At 60.1% G+C, this 14,491-nt stretch carries 11 protein-coding genes; 3 read left to right on the forward strand and 8 right to left on the reverse strand.

The genetic code is table 11. The features are described 5' to 3' along the window. From AO240_RS18050 to AO240_RS18065, 4 genes are all read right to left on the reverse strand, one after another. Entirely contained in the window at window positions 1-1,314 is a 1,314-nt protein-coding gene (locus AO240_RS18050) for an HlyD family type I secretion periplasmic adaptor subunit (RefSeq protein WP_099238002.1), read from the reverse strand. After that, window positions 1,311-3,065, reverse strand: a complete 1,755-nt coding sequence (locus AO240_RS18055) for a type I secretion system permease/ATPase (RefSeq protein ID WP_099238004.1) — start codon at window positions 3,063-3,065, stop codon at window positions 1,311-1,313. The genes AO240_RS18050 and AO240_RS18055 overlap by 4 nt, the downstream gene beginning before the upstream one ends. A 103-nt stretch (window positions 3,066-3,168) precedes the next feature. Beyond that, complete coding sequence (locus AO240_RS18060) at window positions 3,169-3,537, reverse strand: protease inhibitor Inh/omp19 family protein (RefSeq protein ID WP_099238006.1); 369 nt, start codon at window positions 3,535-3,537, stop codon at window positions 3,169-3,171. 48 nt (window positions 3,538-3,585) lie between these two features. Further along, complete coding sequence (locus AO240_RS18065; RefSeq protein ID WP_099238008.1) at window positions 3,586-5,019, reverse strand: serralysin family metalloprotease; 1,434 nt, start codon at window positions 5,017-5,019, stop codon at window positions 3,586-3,588. Between the two features lie 463 nt (window positions 5,020-5,482). Between AO240_RS18065 and AO240_RS28415 the strand changes: the two genes are divergently transcribed. After that, a complete protein-coding gene (locus AO240_RS28415) occupies window positions 5,483-5,698 on the forward strand; it encodes a hypothetical protein (protein WP_143505397.1) in 216 nt (71 codons plus the stop codon). 62 nt (window positions 5,699-5,760) lie between these two features. After that, window positions 5,761-6,033 carry a DUF1652 domain-containing protein gene (locus AO240_RS18070; RefSeq protein ID WP_058411570.1) on the forward strand — a complete coding sequence of 91 codons (273 nt, stop codon included), beginning with the start codon at window positions 5,761-5,763 and terminating at the stop codon, window positions 6,031-6,033. A gap of 209 nt (window positions 6,034-6,242) precedes the next feature. Here the strand turns inward: AO240_RS18070 and AO240_RS18075 are convergent, their stop codons facing one another. Continuing rightward, entirely contained in the window at window positions 6,243-8,690 is a 2,448-nt protein-coding gene (locus AO240_RS18075) for a UvrD-helicase domain-containing protein (RefSeq protein WP_099238010.1), read from the reverse strand. Between the two features lie 216 nt (window positions 8,691-8,906). Between AO240_RS18075 and AO240_RS18080 the strand changes: the two genes are divergently transcribed. Further along, window positions 8,907-9,602, forward strand: a complete 696-nt coding sequence (locus AO240_RS18080) for a pirin family protein (protein WP_099238012.1) — start codon at window positions 8,907-8,909, stop codon at window positions 9,600-9,602. A gap of 72 nt (window positions 9,603-9,674) precedes the next feature. On the opposite strand, the gene pgm is transcribed toward AO240_RS18080, so the two are convergent. The 3 genes from pgm to AO240_RS18095 form a co-directional block, all read right to left on the reverse strand. Beyond that, window positions 9,675-11,321, reverse strand: coding sequence for a phosphoglucomutase (alpha-D-glucose-1,6-bisphosphate-dependent) (pgm, locus tag AO240_RS18085; RefSeq protein WP_099238014.1), 1,647 nt, complete (start codon window positions 11,319-11,321; stop codon window positions 9,675-9,677). A gap of 106 nt (window positions 11,322-11,427) precedes the next feature. Next, window positions 11,428-12,828, reverse strand: a complete 1,401-nt coding sequence (locus AO240_RS18090; RefSeq protein ID WP_099238016.1) for a PLP-dependent aminotransferase family protein — start codon at window positions 12,826-12,828, stop codon at window positions 11,428-11,430. After that, a complete protein-coding gene (locus tag AO240_RS18095; RefSeq protein ID WP_256585990.1) occupies window positions 12,825-14,255 on the reverse strand; it encodes a hypothetical protein in 1,431 nt (476 codons plus the stop codon). Before AO240_RS18095 ends, AO240_RS18090 begins: the two co-directional genes overlap by 4 nt. Between the last annotated feature and the right edge of the window lie 236 nt (window positions 14,256-14,491).

Here is a 14,491-nt window from a genome sequence, read left to right on the forward strand (position 1 = left end):
TCATTCCTCAGTCAACGCGGAGCCGGCACGATCGAGCAGCGGCTTGAACAGGTAATTGAGCAACGAGCGTTCGCCGGTGCGCACAAACATCTCGGCCGGCATGCCTGGCTTGATCACCAGGCCATGCAGTTTTTGCAGGCCGGACTCACTCACCGTGGTGCGCAGCACGTAATACGGCGCGCCGGTTTTTTCATCGAGCATCTGGTCGGCGGAGATCAGGCTGACTTCCCCCGGCACACGCGGCGTGCGGCTCTGGTTGAAGGCGGTGAAAAGGATGTCGACCGGCAAATGCGCGCCGACCTTGTCGACCAGGTGCACCGGCAAATGCCCTTCCACTTCCAGGCGAGTGCCTTGGGGCACGATTTCCAGCAAGGTTTCACCGGCACGCACCACGGCGCCGACGGTGTGCACGCCAAGGTTGACCGCAATGCCATCGGCCGGCGCGTTGATTTCGCTGTGCTGCAGGTCGAAGCCTGCCGAGGTCAGTTGCTGTTCGAGGGTAACGCTGCGCAATTGCGCGTCGGCCAATTGGCTGCGCACCTCTTTTTGATATTCGTCGCTGTGCTGCTGCAACTTGAGCCGCGATTCAACGATGCCCTGCTCCACACGGCCGGTTTCGCCGCTGTTCTGCGCCAGGTCCTGCTGCACCTGGGACAACTGGCGCTGGTATTCCATCAGCCGGTTGCGCGGGATATAGCCGTTGTCGGCCAGCGGTTGCAGGTTGCTCAGTTGGTCGCGCAGCGATTGCGCCTGGGCGGTTAAATCGCTGCGCGCGCGGCGCATGCCGTTCAACTGCGCGGTTGCGCCGTCGATATTCGCGCGAATGCCTGCTTGTTCACGGGCAACCGCTTCGCGGCGGCTGCTGAACAGTTGGCGCTGGCCTTCGAGTACCAGCGCCAACGCCGGGTCCGGGCTGGCGCTCAGTTCGGCCGGAAAGCTGATGCCTGCACGGTTGTCACGCTCGGCCTGCCAGCGCGCCACGCTGGCCCACGCCATGCGGTACTGGGCTTGCAGCGATTGCACATCGGCCTGGTTCTGGGTCTGGTCGAGGCGAAACAGCGGTTGGCCCTGTTTCACCCACTCGCCCTCCTTCACCAGAATCCGGCTGACCACGCCGGGGCTGAAGGTTTGCACGGCCTTGCGCTTGCCCGACACCACCACCGTGCCTTGCACCGGGATGCCTTGATCGAGCGGTGCCAAGCTGGCCCAGAGGAAAAATCCACCCGCGCCGACGAGGGTCATCAGCCAGCCGATGCGCACAAAAAAACCGGCGTCGCGTTCTTTAAAACGAGGTTCAACAGTGAGGCTACTCATGCGCCAGGGTTCCCTGCGGCTTGATACTGACGGCTCAGGCTGACGCCGGCCTTTTCACGCGGTGCTTCGTGCGGCTGGCCCGACAAGGCCCGCAGCACTTCCTGGCTGGGGCCGAAGGCCTGCAAACGCCCGTCGTTCAACACCAGCAACTTGTCGGCCTGCGCCAACGCCGAGGAACGGTGCGTCACCAGCACCACGCTGCTGCCTTGGGCTTTCATCTGCACGATGGCACTGGCCAAGGCGGCTTCGCCGACGGTGTCGAGGTTGGAGTTGGGCTCATCCAGCACGATCAGGCGCGGCCCGCCGTACAGCGCACGCGCCAGGGCGACGCGTTGCTTTTGGCCACCGGACAAGCCGCCGCCGCTGTCACCCAGCACCGTGTCGTAGCCTTGTGGCAGGCGCAGGATCAGCTCATGCACGCCGGCTTGTTGGGCGGCCTTGACCACCAGCGCCGGGTCGGCATCGCGAAAACGCGCAATGTTGTCGGCGATGCTGCCGCTGAACAGCTCGATGTCTTGCGGCAAGTAACCGATATGCGGGCCGAGGTCTTCACGGTCCCAGCGATGAATGTCGGCGCCATCCAGGCGCACGGTGCCGGCCAGGGTTGGCCATACGCCCACCAACACGCGCGCGAGGGTCGATTTACCCGAGCCCGAGGCTCCGAGCACACCGAGCACTTCACCGGCGCCGAGGTTAAAGCTGACCTGCTGCAAGGTCGGCATGCGCCGCCCGGGCGGGCCTGCGCTGACCTGCTCGAAGCTCACTTGGCCCTTGGGCGCGGGCAGCGCCATGGGCGCCTCGTCGGCGGCAAATTCACGCAGCAAATCGTCCAACCGCTGGTAGGCCAGCTTGGCCGAGCTCCATTGCTTCCATACCGCAATCAACTGGTCGATGGGGCTGAGCACGCGGCCCATCAGGATGGAGCCTGCGATCATCATGCCGGCGGTCATCTCGCCTTTGATCACCAAAAACGCGCCCAGGCCCAGCACCAGCGATTGCAGGCACAGGCGCAGCGACTTGCTCAGCGAGGTGATGATTGAGCCCGTGTCGCTGGCCTTGTTCTGAAAACCGAGAAATTGCAAATGCACGGCAAACCAGCGTTTGCGCAACGCGCCGAGCATGCCCATGGCCTGGATGGTCTCGGCGTTGTGCAAATGGCTGGTGGCCAACTGGGTCGACTGCTGGGAAAACGCGCCCGCTTCGCCCAGCGGTTTTTTGGTCAGGTATTCATTCAGGCACGCCAGCGCGATCAACAGCACCGCGCCCGCCGTGGCCAGCACGCCCAGCCACACGTTGAACAGGAAGATCACCAGCAGGTAGATGGGGAACCACGGCGCATCGAAAAACGCGAACAGCGCAGGCCCGGTGATGAATTGACGAATAACCCCGAGGTCGCCCAGCGACTGCCCGGCATTGCCCTGGCCGCGTTGCAGGTTGCGTTCAAACGCGGCTTTGTACACGCGCAAGTTGAAACGCCGCTCTAACTGGCTGCCGATGCGAATCACGATAAAACTGCGCAGGGCTTCGAGTGCGCCAATAAAGGCAAAGAAGCCCACGACCATCAGCGTCAACATCTCCAGCGTGGTTTCATTCTGCGAAGACAACACGCGGTCATACACTTGCAGCATGTAAATCGACGGCACCAGCATCAATACGTTAATCAATGCGGTGAAACAGCCGATGCTGATCAAAATGCTCTTATATTCACCCAGCGCCCTGAATAAGGGTGCAACCGCACGGGACGTCGCCATAGTGTTTGATCTTCCCTGAACCGAATGACGCGCAACAGTTGCCCGCGCCTCCAACAAGGGACGGCCAACTATTAAAATCGAGTTATATGCTTATTACTGTTAACTAAGGTATTCGTTGCAGAACAACTTCCGTGCCCGCAGTTGTATGCCCTTTATATTCGCCGGGTTTCTGGCGATTTAAATGGGTAATGCCAGTGCCTTCGGCGTTCATCAGCCAAATACCGTCCGGCGTCGGCGACCACGTCAGGGGCTTTTCACCCAGCCATTGCTCGGCGCAGGCGACATCACCGGCCAGGGCGTTGGCCTTTTCCAACAGGTCCAGCGCGCAGACCTGATCGTGCTGGTGCAACTGCCAATGGCCGGCCAATTGCGCGGTTGAGGGTAAAACGAGACTGCTAGCCATTGCATGGGCTCCTGCCGACACGAACAACACCTGTGAAACACAGGCGATCAAATGAAAAAAACGCGGCATCTTCAACTCCGGCAGAGTGCGCGGCGCCGCAGCGCCGCGCGCTTTACATCACGCCACGATGTCGCTGGCAGCTGCCTGGCCCACGGTAGTGACGAGGAAATCCGCCACGCCATGCCCGGAGAAGTCTACGGCGAAGGTGCCCAGGTTAGTACCCGAGGCATAACTCAGTACGGCGTCGCCGGCATGCCCGGTGAACGCACTGACGAAGCTCAAGCCCGCACCTTTGGTAATGCCGGACACGTCGATCTTGTCCGAACCCGAGGTGAAGTCAAAGATCTTGTCCGAAGCACCTGGCTTGGAGTCGCTGCTGGCGCCGTACACGAAGGTATCGCTGCCGGTGCCGCCCCACAGTTGGTCCGCACCGCCGCCGCCGTAGATGATGTCGTTGCCGGCACCGCCTTTGATCACGTTGGCTGCGTTGTTACCAATGATCAGGTCATTACCCGAACCGCCGAGGGCGTTCTCGATGGTGGCGCCTTTGGCGATGGACACGTTGCCGACCATGCCGCCCACGTCGGAGAACGAGGCCTCGTTGAGGTTGATTTTCTGGTTCTGGGTAAAACCGGAGAAGTCCAGGGTGTCGTTGCCGCCACCGTCCCATACCGAAAATACCAGCTTGTCGGCACTGGATTTTGCGCTATAGAAATCACGACCGGTGTTGGAGTTGAAACCGTAGGTGGTGTCATCTGCGCGGGTCGCGTAGTTGGCGCCGTAGAGCTTCTGGACCGCGGCAATGTCATCGATCAGCGGGCCGGAAGCATAGGCTTCGACGCCACCTTTACTGAAGTTTTGCTTGGTGTTGCTCTCGCTCCAGTAACTCATGATGCTGTAGCCGCGCGTGTCCTGTCCGTAGGTCGCGTCGTTGTAGGTTGGGTTGCCATTACCGGCGTTGTAGTCGCCAGGGTGGGACAGGCCCAGGGTGTGGCCGATTTCGTGGGTCAGGGTCTGACGGCCGTAGTTGTTCACGTCCGGCGTGGTGTTTTCCCTGTAGCCACTGTTGGTCAGGTACCACGAGACGCCGTCGTAGCCTGCGCCGTTGCCGGGCAGGTAGGCGAACGCCGCCGCGCCATCCTGGCCGCCGCTGTAGTTACCGAAGGTCATGTGGGCGTCACCGCCGGTGGCTTTTTCGGTAAAGCTCACGTTGGCGACATCCGACCAGGATTGCATGGCCAGTGCGGCCTGTGCTTTCTGCTGGGTATTGAACTGGCTGAACCCGGAGATGCCATGTTTGTTCATGGTGGCCGTGGTAGCCGAGGTCAGGAAGGTGTAAGTCAGGTTGATCTTGCCGTTGCCATCGACGTCCCGGTAAGCGGCACCATCACGCAGCAAAAAGTTGGCTGCCTGGTCGACGCTGTAGGACGGTTTGCCATTGACCGTGAGGTTGCCGCCACGGTCGTACAAATGGCTGAAGCTATCGATTTGCGAGTAAGCCGTGCTGGCTTGCGCGGCAGAAACAATAGCCTTCTCTTTTACTTTTGACATAAACGGACTTCCTTGTTTGCAAATGCATCAGTCTTGGTCGATAGGACCCACGCGGGCGAGGTCGTCCTATCACTCGCCTCTTTTGAAGGCGTAAGAAAATTGACACAATTTGAAATCTTCCGTCTACACATATTTCCGCAGTGAATAGGTGGCGCTCATTCAATAAGATCAAGTCGCGCGCAGTGTTTGTTGGGCGCAACTGCTTTTGTCCTACAGTTTTAGACTCGGTGTTATTTAAATATTAAATAGCGTGGCGCGCTTACACCTTTTAACAACCTACTGGCTGAATGGATCCAATACATTGCCACCGTGCCAATTACAGCATTGGCGCCTGGCTAGTTGAACTATCAATCAAGGTTGTCCCCCATTACCGGGCCACGCAAGTGCAAGGCATAGTGCCACTAAGTTGTATAGCGTCGAACTTGGATACAGCGCGGGCAACAACACTTGAGCAGGCGATGGCATGCCTGAAACGCTGCGCGGCACGTGCAGCGCCGTGACGGGCAGATGGCGGTTACATCCTGGGTTTGATCGCACTGTCAATGGCGAAATGGCGCTTATCAATAGTGGCAATTCGCCTGATTTGCAGGCGGGCATGATGCAGATCAAGTTAATCGCAAACAACCGCCAAACGGCGCCAAAAAACTCACCTTGGGCGCCCGCGCGAGTGCTACTTTGAGATTCTACACTGCCACGACCAGTGAAGGTCATGGCCCTGCCGCGAGCTAAAGGAAGCGCTCAATGAACCAGGTGGGCAACATGAACAAAGTAACGTTCCCCAACGCGTGCCAACTGATGCGCTGGCATTTCCATCCGATGGGCTTCGAGGGCAGCATGGACGCCCCCGGCAGCATGGTTGCGCGCCTGTTCGACCGCGCCAGCGGCGAGACGCTGATCGCGATTGCCGGCATCCCGTGTGCCACCGTGATGAATGCCGCCGACGTGGAGCGCATCATCGAATCGGTGGAGTATGAGCTGGAGTGTTTCGTGCCACCGCTGTCTTTGCGCGCCTGAATCGAGTCCAGCACTGCTTGCCGGGCAAGTGTGGGAGCGGGCTTGCTCGCGATAGCGGTGTGTCAGCTGAAAAATACGTGTCTGACACACCGCTATCGCGAGCAAGCCCGCTCCCACATAAGCCCGCTCCCACACAAGCCCGCCCCCACACAAGCGCGTTTTATCCAACCATTCAGGCCTGTTTTTGGGCCGTCTGCTTTTGAGCCGGTTTAGCCGCGCTGATCGTCAAAAAACGCTTTTGCGCCGTCTACCCGCTCAGATGCTCTGGGCAGATTCACGCACTGGCCTTCGGGCTTTTCCACATACCAATAACAATGGCTTACCGCCCGCGTGATGCCGACATAGGCCAGGCGCAGCACTTCGTCTTTTTGCGCGGTGTCATACGGTTCACTGTCGCCGTCCTTGCCCAGGCCCGCCATGCGGTACACCTGGTTTTTGTAGGGCGAACTCGTGAGGTGCTGACAGTCGCCGAGCAGGAATACCGAATCCGCTTGCAGGCCTTTGGCACTGTGATACGTCAGCTGTTTTAACCGGCGGGCTTTTGGCGGCAAGCTAGAATCCAGATTAACTACAGGCTGAATATGCTCTTCAATCAATAGCTTATCGCTACTTTTTCGATACAGCATTAACACTGAATCGCCCTGTTGATAGCGTTCCAGTAACTGCCGGCCCAGCGCAGCGTCGTCGCGCGTCAGCACAGTCACGGGCACCCGCTCTCGAGGTTGGCCACTCGCCCTGGCCTTCTTGCCGGGCAGCGACGGCGCTGCACGCACGATATGCTCGGCAGCGTCGATGATGTGTTGATGGCTGCGGTAATTCTCGCTGAGCATCACGCGCGTAGTGCTGGGTGACGGGAATTGCTGGTCGAATTCCATGAAGTACTTCGGCGAACTGCCGCGCCAGCCATAAATCGATTGCCAGTCATCACCCACGCACAGCAACGACGAGCGTTGCGCGCCACGGCCGACGTGCATTGCCGGGCCACGGCTGCGGATTTCGCGCAGGCTGGCGCGCACCCACGAGACGATCTGCGGCGATACGTCCTGAAATTCATCGATCATCAAGTGCGACATCGGTCGCAGCAAGGGGTCACTGAGCAACTTGAGATTTTCCGGGGTGTTCTCGCCGAACAGCGAGAACATGCGGTTATAGGTCATGATCGGCGGCGACTGATCGAGCAGATGCTCCTCCAGCGCTTTCCAGAAAATGCTCAGGGCTTCAAAAAAACCGCGGTCCGGGTCGTCCTGCGCAAAGCTCATCTGCCCCACAGCGGTGGGTACGTCCAACCCGAGGTTCTCGATAAACCCGGCGGCCATGACAAAGCTGTCCAGCAGCGGCGCTGAGGTCAGTTCGCCTTTAACCTTGTAATCAAACCCAGGCCCGGCGCTGGCATCACCCGCCAGGCTGCTTAAAAGGCGCCTGGAAGAATCGTAGCTATCCAACCATATCAATGGCTTATGGCAGAAAGCTTGAAACAAGGTGCGCTTTACCGCCCACTCTGCGCGCACCGACAGTTTCGAATTCGGCCGGCTGATCCGGGCGTCTTCCCGTGCGTCGAAGCCGAGCACCACCCAGGCATCCAACTGCGGGATGTAGCCGTGGCAATGAAATTGCGCGCCGTTGATTTCGAAGGCCTGGCGGCTCGGTTCAATGCCCTTTATCGGCCAGGCGCCGGCGCGAAACCACAGGTCTTCGATCACATCACAGAGTTCTTCATCGCGCTTGGCGGCCAGTTCGGTTACCGCGATGCGCTTCTGTACATCCGGGTGATCGCGTTCCAGCTCCTTGAGCTGCAGGCCATGGCGTGCCAATGGCGCGATCAACTCGCGGAAACGTTCATGTCGGCCCTGCAGCCGGTGATAACAGGCGTTCATCTGTTGGCGCTGCGCGTCGCTGATGCGCAGGTCGAACGGGTTGCTGTCCGCTTCCTCGGCACCATTGCCGAGGTTTTCGAAGGCTTGCAAGCGCTCGAACCCCGGCAAGCTGCGCACCATCGGCAGAATGCGTGAGTGAAAGGTGCGCACCACGGCCTGGGCTTCTTTAATGCCAAGGGGTTGGCCCCAAAGGCTGAGAATGTGCATGAGCTTGTTGATGAAGTCTTTGCGCGACTCGCGGGTGAAGGTCACCACGGTCATCGAGCTCAATTCAAAGCCCAGGTAATGCGTTAGCAACAGAATGCGCAGCACCAGCGAGGTGGATTTACCCGCACCGGCACCGGCAATCACCGAGGTCGAGGGCGTGTCGCTGAAAATCATCTTCCATTGCGCGGCACTTGGCTGCGCATGCGCCGGCAGCAAGCGCGCCACATCGGCCTTCATGCGTTTTTTAAGGTCGGCGCCGAGTGGCAATCGCCAGTCATCGAACAGGTCGTGATCGACGCCTGGCGCCGTGTGTTCATCCGGGCGAAAGTCACGGATCAACAATACTTGCCGCCCCTCCTCGATACCGTCTGCCTTACCCTCGCGGTAGCCATATTCCACACCCGCCTCGTGCCCGCTGCGGAACCCATCGGCTTGCCCGTGCAGCCAGGAAAACCGATGCTGGGCACGCAAGCGCGTCAGGCCGTGGCCGAACAAGCGGGCGGCCAGCCGTTTAAGCAGGGGCATTTGCGCCAGTGGCAGCAGATCGGGGGGCAAATCGGGCGTTTGTTGCGGCACGCGGACTCCAGCGATGAGGTGTTTTGGCGAAGCCGCCATGGTCGCCGGAATCGGCGCTGAGTTCCAGCCAATTGCTTTCACGTCATGCAGTTAGCCGATGAAGTGAAAGTCAAAGCGCCAGTAACCAATCGGATTATTGGATGGGAATAAGGCATTTTTTACGCTTTTTATCGATCATGCACGGGTGGATCATGGCGACATCAACAGGAGACGATCATGCTTGAACTTCGACCTTTCAATACCTTGGGCGGCGCCCACCATGGCTGGCTTGACGCTCATCACCACTTTTCATTTGCCGAGTACCACGACCCCGAACGCATGCATTGGGGCAACCTGCGGGTGTGGAACGACGACATCATCGCGCCCGGTACCGGCTTCCCGCAGCACGCGCACCGTGACATGGAAATCATCACGTATGTGCGTGAAGGCGCTATCAGCCATGCCGATAATCTGGGCAACAAAGGCCGCACCGAGGCTGGCGATGTACAGGTAATGAGTGCGGGCACCGGGATTGCGCACAGCGAGTACAACTTGGAAGACGCGCCGACGAAGATTTTTCAGATCTGGATTATTCCGAATGAGGCGGGCTTGCCACCTTCCTGGGGTGCCAAACCGTTTCCGAAAGGCGACCGTGAGGGCTTTGTGACGCTGGCCAGTGGCAAGGCAGGCGACAGTGAAAGCTTGCGGATTCGTGCGGATGCGCGGTTGGTAGCGGCCAACTTGAAGGCTGGGGAAAGTGCCGAGTACCGGCTGGACGGCGGGCGCCGCGCGTATTTGGTGCCAGCGACGGGCGTGATTGAGGTGAATGGGCTGCGTGCACAGGCGCGAGACGGCGTGGCGGTGCAAGACGAGCAGGTTTTGCGCGTCACGGCGCTGGAAGACAGCGAGATCGTGTTGGTTGATTTGGCCTGATTGATCGCTGGACGCGGAGCGTCCGAGCGGCATTCCCACGCAGAGCGTGGGAACGATCATGCGGCCGGGTTATCAGTTGGAGCTGATTGCACCGTCCACCAATACTTGTGCCTCTTCGACCAACTGCTTGAGGTGATCCTCACCGACGAAGCTCTCGGCGTAGATCTTGTAAATGTCCTCGGTGCCCGATGGCCGTGCGGCGAACCAGCCGTTTTCGGTCATCACTTTCAAGCCGCCAATCGCCTGGTTGTTGCCCGGCGCATGGCTGAGGATTTGCTGAATGCTCTCGCCAGCCAATTGCGTGGACGTGACCTGCTCCGGCGACAGTTTGCCTAACAAGGCCTTCTGCGCCGGAGTGGCTTTAGCGTCGACGCGAATGGCAAACGGCTCGCCGAGCGCGTCGGTCAGGCCACGGTAGATCTGGCTCGGGTCTTGCCCCTTGCGCGAGGTCATTTCTGCCGCCAGCAAGGCCGGAATCAGGCCGTCCTTGTCGGTGCTCCACACACTGCCGTCTTTGCGCAGGAACGAGGCGCCGGCGCTTTCTTCACCACCAAAACCCAGCGAACCTTCGAACAGGCCATCGGCAAACCACTTGAAGCCAACCGGCACTTCGTACAGGCGACGGCCGATACGCGCCGCAACGCGATCAATCAAGCCGCTGCTGACCACGGTTTTGCCGACGGCCGCATCGCTGCGCCAGTCAGGACGGTTCTGAAACAGGTAATCGATGCTCACCGCCAAGTAGTTGTTCGGCGCCAACAGGCCGCCGGACGGGGTGACGATGCCGTGACGGTCGTGGTCCGGGTCGCAGGCAAACGCCACGTCATAGCGCTCTTTCAGGCCGATCAGGCCTTGCATCGCGTAGCTGGAGGACGGGTCCATACGGATTTGGCCGTCCCAGTCGACGCTCATGAAGCGGAAGGTGGCATCGACTTCGGTGTTGACCACGTCGAGGTTCAAACGGTAGTGCTCGGCAATCGCCGACCAGTAGCGCACCCCTGCTCCGCCCAATGGATCGACGCCCAGGCGCAGATCGGCGCTGCGGATGGCATCCATGTCGATCACATTGATCAGGTCAGCCACGTAGCTGTTGAGGTAATCATGGCGATGCGTGGTGTCCGCCTTGAGCGCCTGTGCGTGGGTCATGCGCTTGACCCCGGCAAGTTTGTTGGCCAGCAGTTCATTAGCCTTGGCTTCGATCCACTTGGTCACGTGAGTATCGGCCGGGCCGCCGTTCGGTGGGTTGTACTTGTAACCGCCGCTCTGTGGCGGGGTGTGCGGCGGCGGGATGACGATGCCGTCGGCCAAGCCACTGGTGCGGCCACGGTTGTAGCAAATAATCGCGTGGGAAATCGCCGGTGTCGGCGTGTATTCATCGCCTTCGGCGAGCATCACGTGCACGCCATTCGCGGCCAGCACTTCCAGCGCACTGGCACCGGCAGGTGTCGACAGCGCATGGGTGTCCAACCCTACGAACAACGGGCCGTTGATGCCTTGCGCTTCACGGTACAGGCAGATGGCCTGGCTGATGGCAAGTACATGCCATTCGTTGAAGCTCAGCTCGAACGAGCTGCCACGGTGCCCGGACGTACCAAAGGCCACGCGCTGGGTGGAGATCGCTGCATCAGGCTGGCCGGTGTAATAGGCCGTGACCAGTCGCGGGATGTCTACCAGCAACTGGGCTGGCGCTGGCTTGCCCGCAAAAGGACTGATTGTCATGCATAAACCTCGAAAAGAAGGATTCGGAAAAAAATGGCAGTTTACTGAGAGTTGGACTACTGCGCGACGGTATCGATCCTACAACTTGAAGAGAAATTTCACCGGCCTAGCCTATCTGCGCCCGGCGCAGTGCCTCGCTCAACGCCGCCAGCGCAATCTCAAGGTCAGGCTGCCCATGAAACGTGTGGCTCAAGCGAAAATGCTGGTGGTGCAGCCCGCCGACGCTGAACAACTCACCGGGCGCGACGACTACCTGCCGGGCGAGTAAATGCTGGAACACCTGGCGCATGTCGACGGCATGGGTAGAGCCTAACCAGAGGGTGGCTCCACCTGCGGGCATGCGGCAGGTCACTTGATTACCCACGTGTTGCGCCAGGCGCTGACTCATTTCGTCCGCCTGTTGGCTGAGCAACGGGCGCAAATTGCGCAGGTGCTGATCAATGCGCCCGCTGTGATACAGACGCGCAATTGCGCGCTGGCGAATCGACGATAACCGGAACGAGCGCAGCAGGAACTGGCGCTGCAACTCGCTGCTCATGTGCCGAGACAGCGCATAGGCATACGGCGCCTCCGGCCCGAGTATTTTTTCGAAGGAGGAAAACACCACCAGCCGCTCCGGGTTGACCACGTCGCGCAGCGCCACCGGGGGCGGCTTGAACCCCAGCTCACCGTAGGTATCGTTCTCCAGCAGCCAGCAACCGTAGTGGTCCAACAGGCGCGCCACACCCAGGCAATCGTGCGGCAACATGGCGAACCCCGAGGGCAGGTTGATCGCCGACGACAGCAACACCAGGCGCACCGACTCACCGCGCAGCATGCCTTCGAGCGACACCAGGTCCAGGCTGCCATCGTGCGCCCACGGCAACTCTAGAATACGCACCCCGGCATCCTGCAGCAGGCGCAGTATCAGCCAGTCGCAGGGCGACTCGACAACCACCGTGGCGCCGCGCAGGCCCAGCACCTCGATAAGAATATCGAGCACGCCTTGCAGGTCGGCACCGATATAAACATCGTCGGCGTGCCAGCAGCGGGTGGGCGACGAGGTATAGCGCGCCGCCAGCGCCGCGCGCAGCTCCCAGACCCCGCAAGGCTGCGACCAAGGCTGTGACGGGTGCGGGTATTGGCGCACCAGTTCGCGCTCGAGTCGCAGCAACGTGCCATCCAGCGACGCCAATAGCGCTGGCTCATCGCCGCTGAGCACCACCATGCCCGGGCGCCGCGCGGCTACGTAGAGGCGCTCAAGCAAATCCCCGCTGGGCATGGCCATGGGGTTACTCGCCAGGGGCCACACGTAATAACCCGACTTGGCCACCGAATACACCCTGCCCTCTTTTTCCAGCAGCGAGTACGCGTACTGAATGGTCGAGATGGATACATTCAGGCGCAGCGATAGCTGGCGCAAAGACGGCAGTTTCACCCGGGTATCGGTGCTGACCTCGTTAATCAGGTTGATCATGTAGCGGTAAACTGCCTGGTAGGCGAAATCCCGCACACCGCGCAGCGTCATCGTCCGTACAGCTGGAAGTTCAGGTCGCCGTCGGGCATGGCGTGCTCATGGCGAGTGCCGCGTTCGCCGTTGCCTGGGGCAACGGCTCGCGGCCGTTGACGGTATAGATGCTGGAGCAACGGCAACGACATGCCGCTGGTGTCAGCCACCCATTGCTGCAACATCTCGGCTGCAGGCTTGCCCTGCAGCACTTTGTGCAGTTCAGGCAGCGCCACCAGCATGCCTGGGTGGCACTGGCGCAAATAACCTTCCAGCCGTTCGCCGTGCTGGATAAAAGGCGAAAACAACAGGCAGACCAACTGGCTTTCATCCAGGCCGAGGGCCTGCTGGGCATACCCGGCGGCCAAGGCGCGCCCGTCACGGCTGCCGGCTTGCGCCATCAGTGCTTCGGGAGCCTGCAGGCCATGCAGATATGCCTGCGCCTGCAGCACGAAGGCTTCGACGGCTGCCTTGTAGTCCAATGCCAGCACGCATTCGGCCTGCAGGCCTCGCAGATGTGCCATCAACATCGGGCTGGCAAAGGCCGGGTGGCTGAAATGAAAGCCCAACGGGTCCGGGGCATAGGCCATGAACTCGGTGAGCAAAGGCGCGCAACTTCTGTCGATACCTTCGAACAGGTCGACAATGCCGATGTAAGCCAAGTGATGGTACCCACCCAGGCTGGGGTCAGCCTTTGGCACATAGAGCTCACCATAAATGTCACGATAGAAGTCATCGCTCCAGGCATCCATGCGCGCGAACAGCCCATTGAGCGATGCGGGATTGACCGTCGCCTTGGCCCCGGTGGCCTGGGCGGCTTTTTTCAACCAGGCAATGAGCTGGCTTTGTTTACGCGCGCAATCGCCGCTGACCAGCGCATGCACGCCGCCGTTCCAGGCGGTGACACGCTGGTAGAAATCACCCAGGGCCAAGTACGTGTCGTTGCACAACGTTGCGCAAATATCGCCGGACGTCAGATGCCCGATTATCAACTTGTTGCGTTGACTGATGCCGCGCCCAACGGGTGACACCAGGCGCTGGTGGTTGAACGGCAGTACCTGCTGGTCTTCCACCATCAGTAACTCGACCCGCTCGTCATCGTGCATAAACAGTTGCGTGTAACCACGCTGGATCGTATCCAGCGTGGCTTGGGTCATACCCGCGTGGCGCAGCGTGGCGACCCGCAGCTGAAACGTCTTCGGCGCTCGCGCAGCAATACTCAGTTGTGCAGCACGCAGCAACGCCAGGGTGTAACTGCTGACTTCACCACCGCCATGGGCCACAAGCAGCTTGTAACCGCCCACCTGTTCCATGCCGCCCGCCGCCACGACGATACGCTGGATCAACAATTGAAGTGTGGTGCGTTCGGTGCGACTGAGGTGCCCGATCAACCGCTGCTGAACTTGCTGGTAAACATAATTCATGGCTTGTTCGTGAATGGCGCTCATAGTTCTACTACCTGAGTGAAAATATCAATTTCAAACAACTACCGAGCGCAGCTGCCTGATCTATTACGTCTGTAAGAATGTCGCTCACGCAGCAGTGTTCTTCCTATACAAACACTAGCACTTTGCAACAAATCGACAGGTGCCGGGCGTGACCGCGCCGGGGGTATTCAGGGCGCTGACGCCCGTGCGCCAAGCGCCAAGGCCTCTTACGGCATGACTCCTAGGACCTTTCCCAC

Origin of the sequence: Pseudomonas sp. ICMP 460 (assembly GCF_002723595.1) — a bacterium.
Taxonomy (GTDB): domain Bacteria; phylum Pseudomonadota; class Gammaproteobacteria; order Pseudomonadales; family Pseudomonadaceae; genus Aquipseudomonas; species Aquipseudomonas kitaguniensis.

Coding starts and splice junctions, on each gene's coding strand:
- AO240_RS18050 (WP_099238002.1), bottom strand. CDS start 1,314: ATGAGTAGCCTCACTGTTGAACCTCGTTTTAAAGAACGCGACGCCGGT.
- AO240_RS18055 (WP_099238004.1), bottom strand. CDS start 3,065: ATGGCGACGTCCCGTGCGGTTGCACCCTTATTCAGGGCGCTGGGTGAA.
- AO240_RS18060 (WP_099238006.1), bottom strand. CDS start 3,537: ATGCCGCGTTTTTTTCATTTGATCGCCTGTGTTTCACAGGTGTTGTTC.
- AO240_RS18065 (WP_099238008.1), bottom strand. CDS start 5,019: ATGTCAAAAGTAAAAGAGAAGGCTATTGTTTCTGCCGCGCAAGCCAGC.
- AO240_RS28415 (WP_143505397.1), top strand. CDS start 5,483: ATGCCTGAAACGCTGCGCGGCACGTGCAGCGCCGTGACGGGCAGATGG.
- AO240_RS18070 (WP_058411570.1), top strand. CDS start 5,761: ATGAACCAGGTGGGCAACATGAACAAAGTAACGTTCCCCAACGCGTGC.
- AO240_RS18080 (WP_099238012.1), top strand. CDS start 8,907: ATGCTTGAACTTCGACCTTTCAATACCTTGGGCGGCGCCCACCATGGC.
- pgm (WP_099238014.1), bottom strand. CDS start 11,321: ATGACAATCAGTCCTTTTGCGGGCAAGCCAGCGCCAGCCCAGTTGCTG.
- AO240_RS18090 (WP_099238016.1), bottom strand. CDS start 12,828: ATGACGCTGCGCGGTGTGCGGGATTTCGCCTACCAGGCAGTTTACCGC.
- AO240_RS18095 (WP_256585990.1), bottom strand. CDS start 14,255: ATGAGCGCCATTCACGAACAAGCCATGAATTATGTTTACCAGCAAGTT.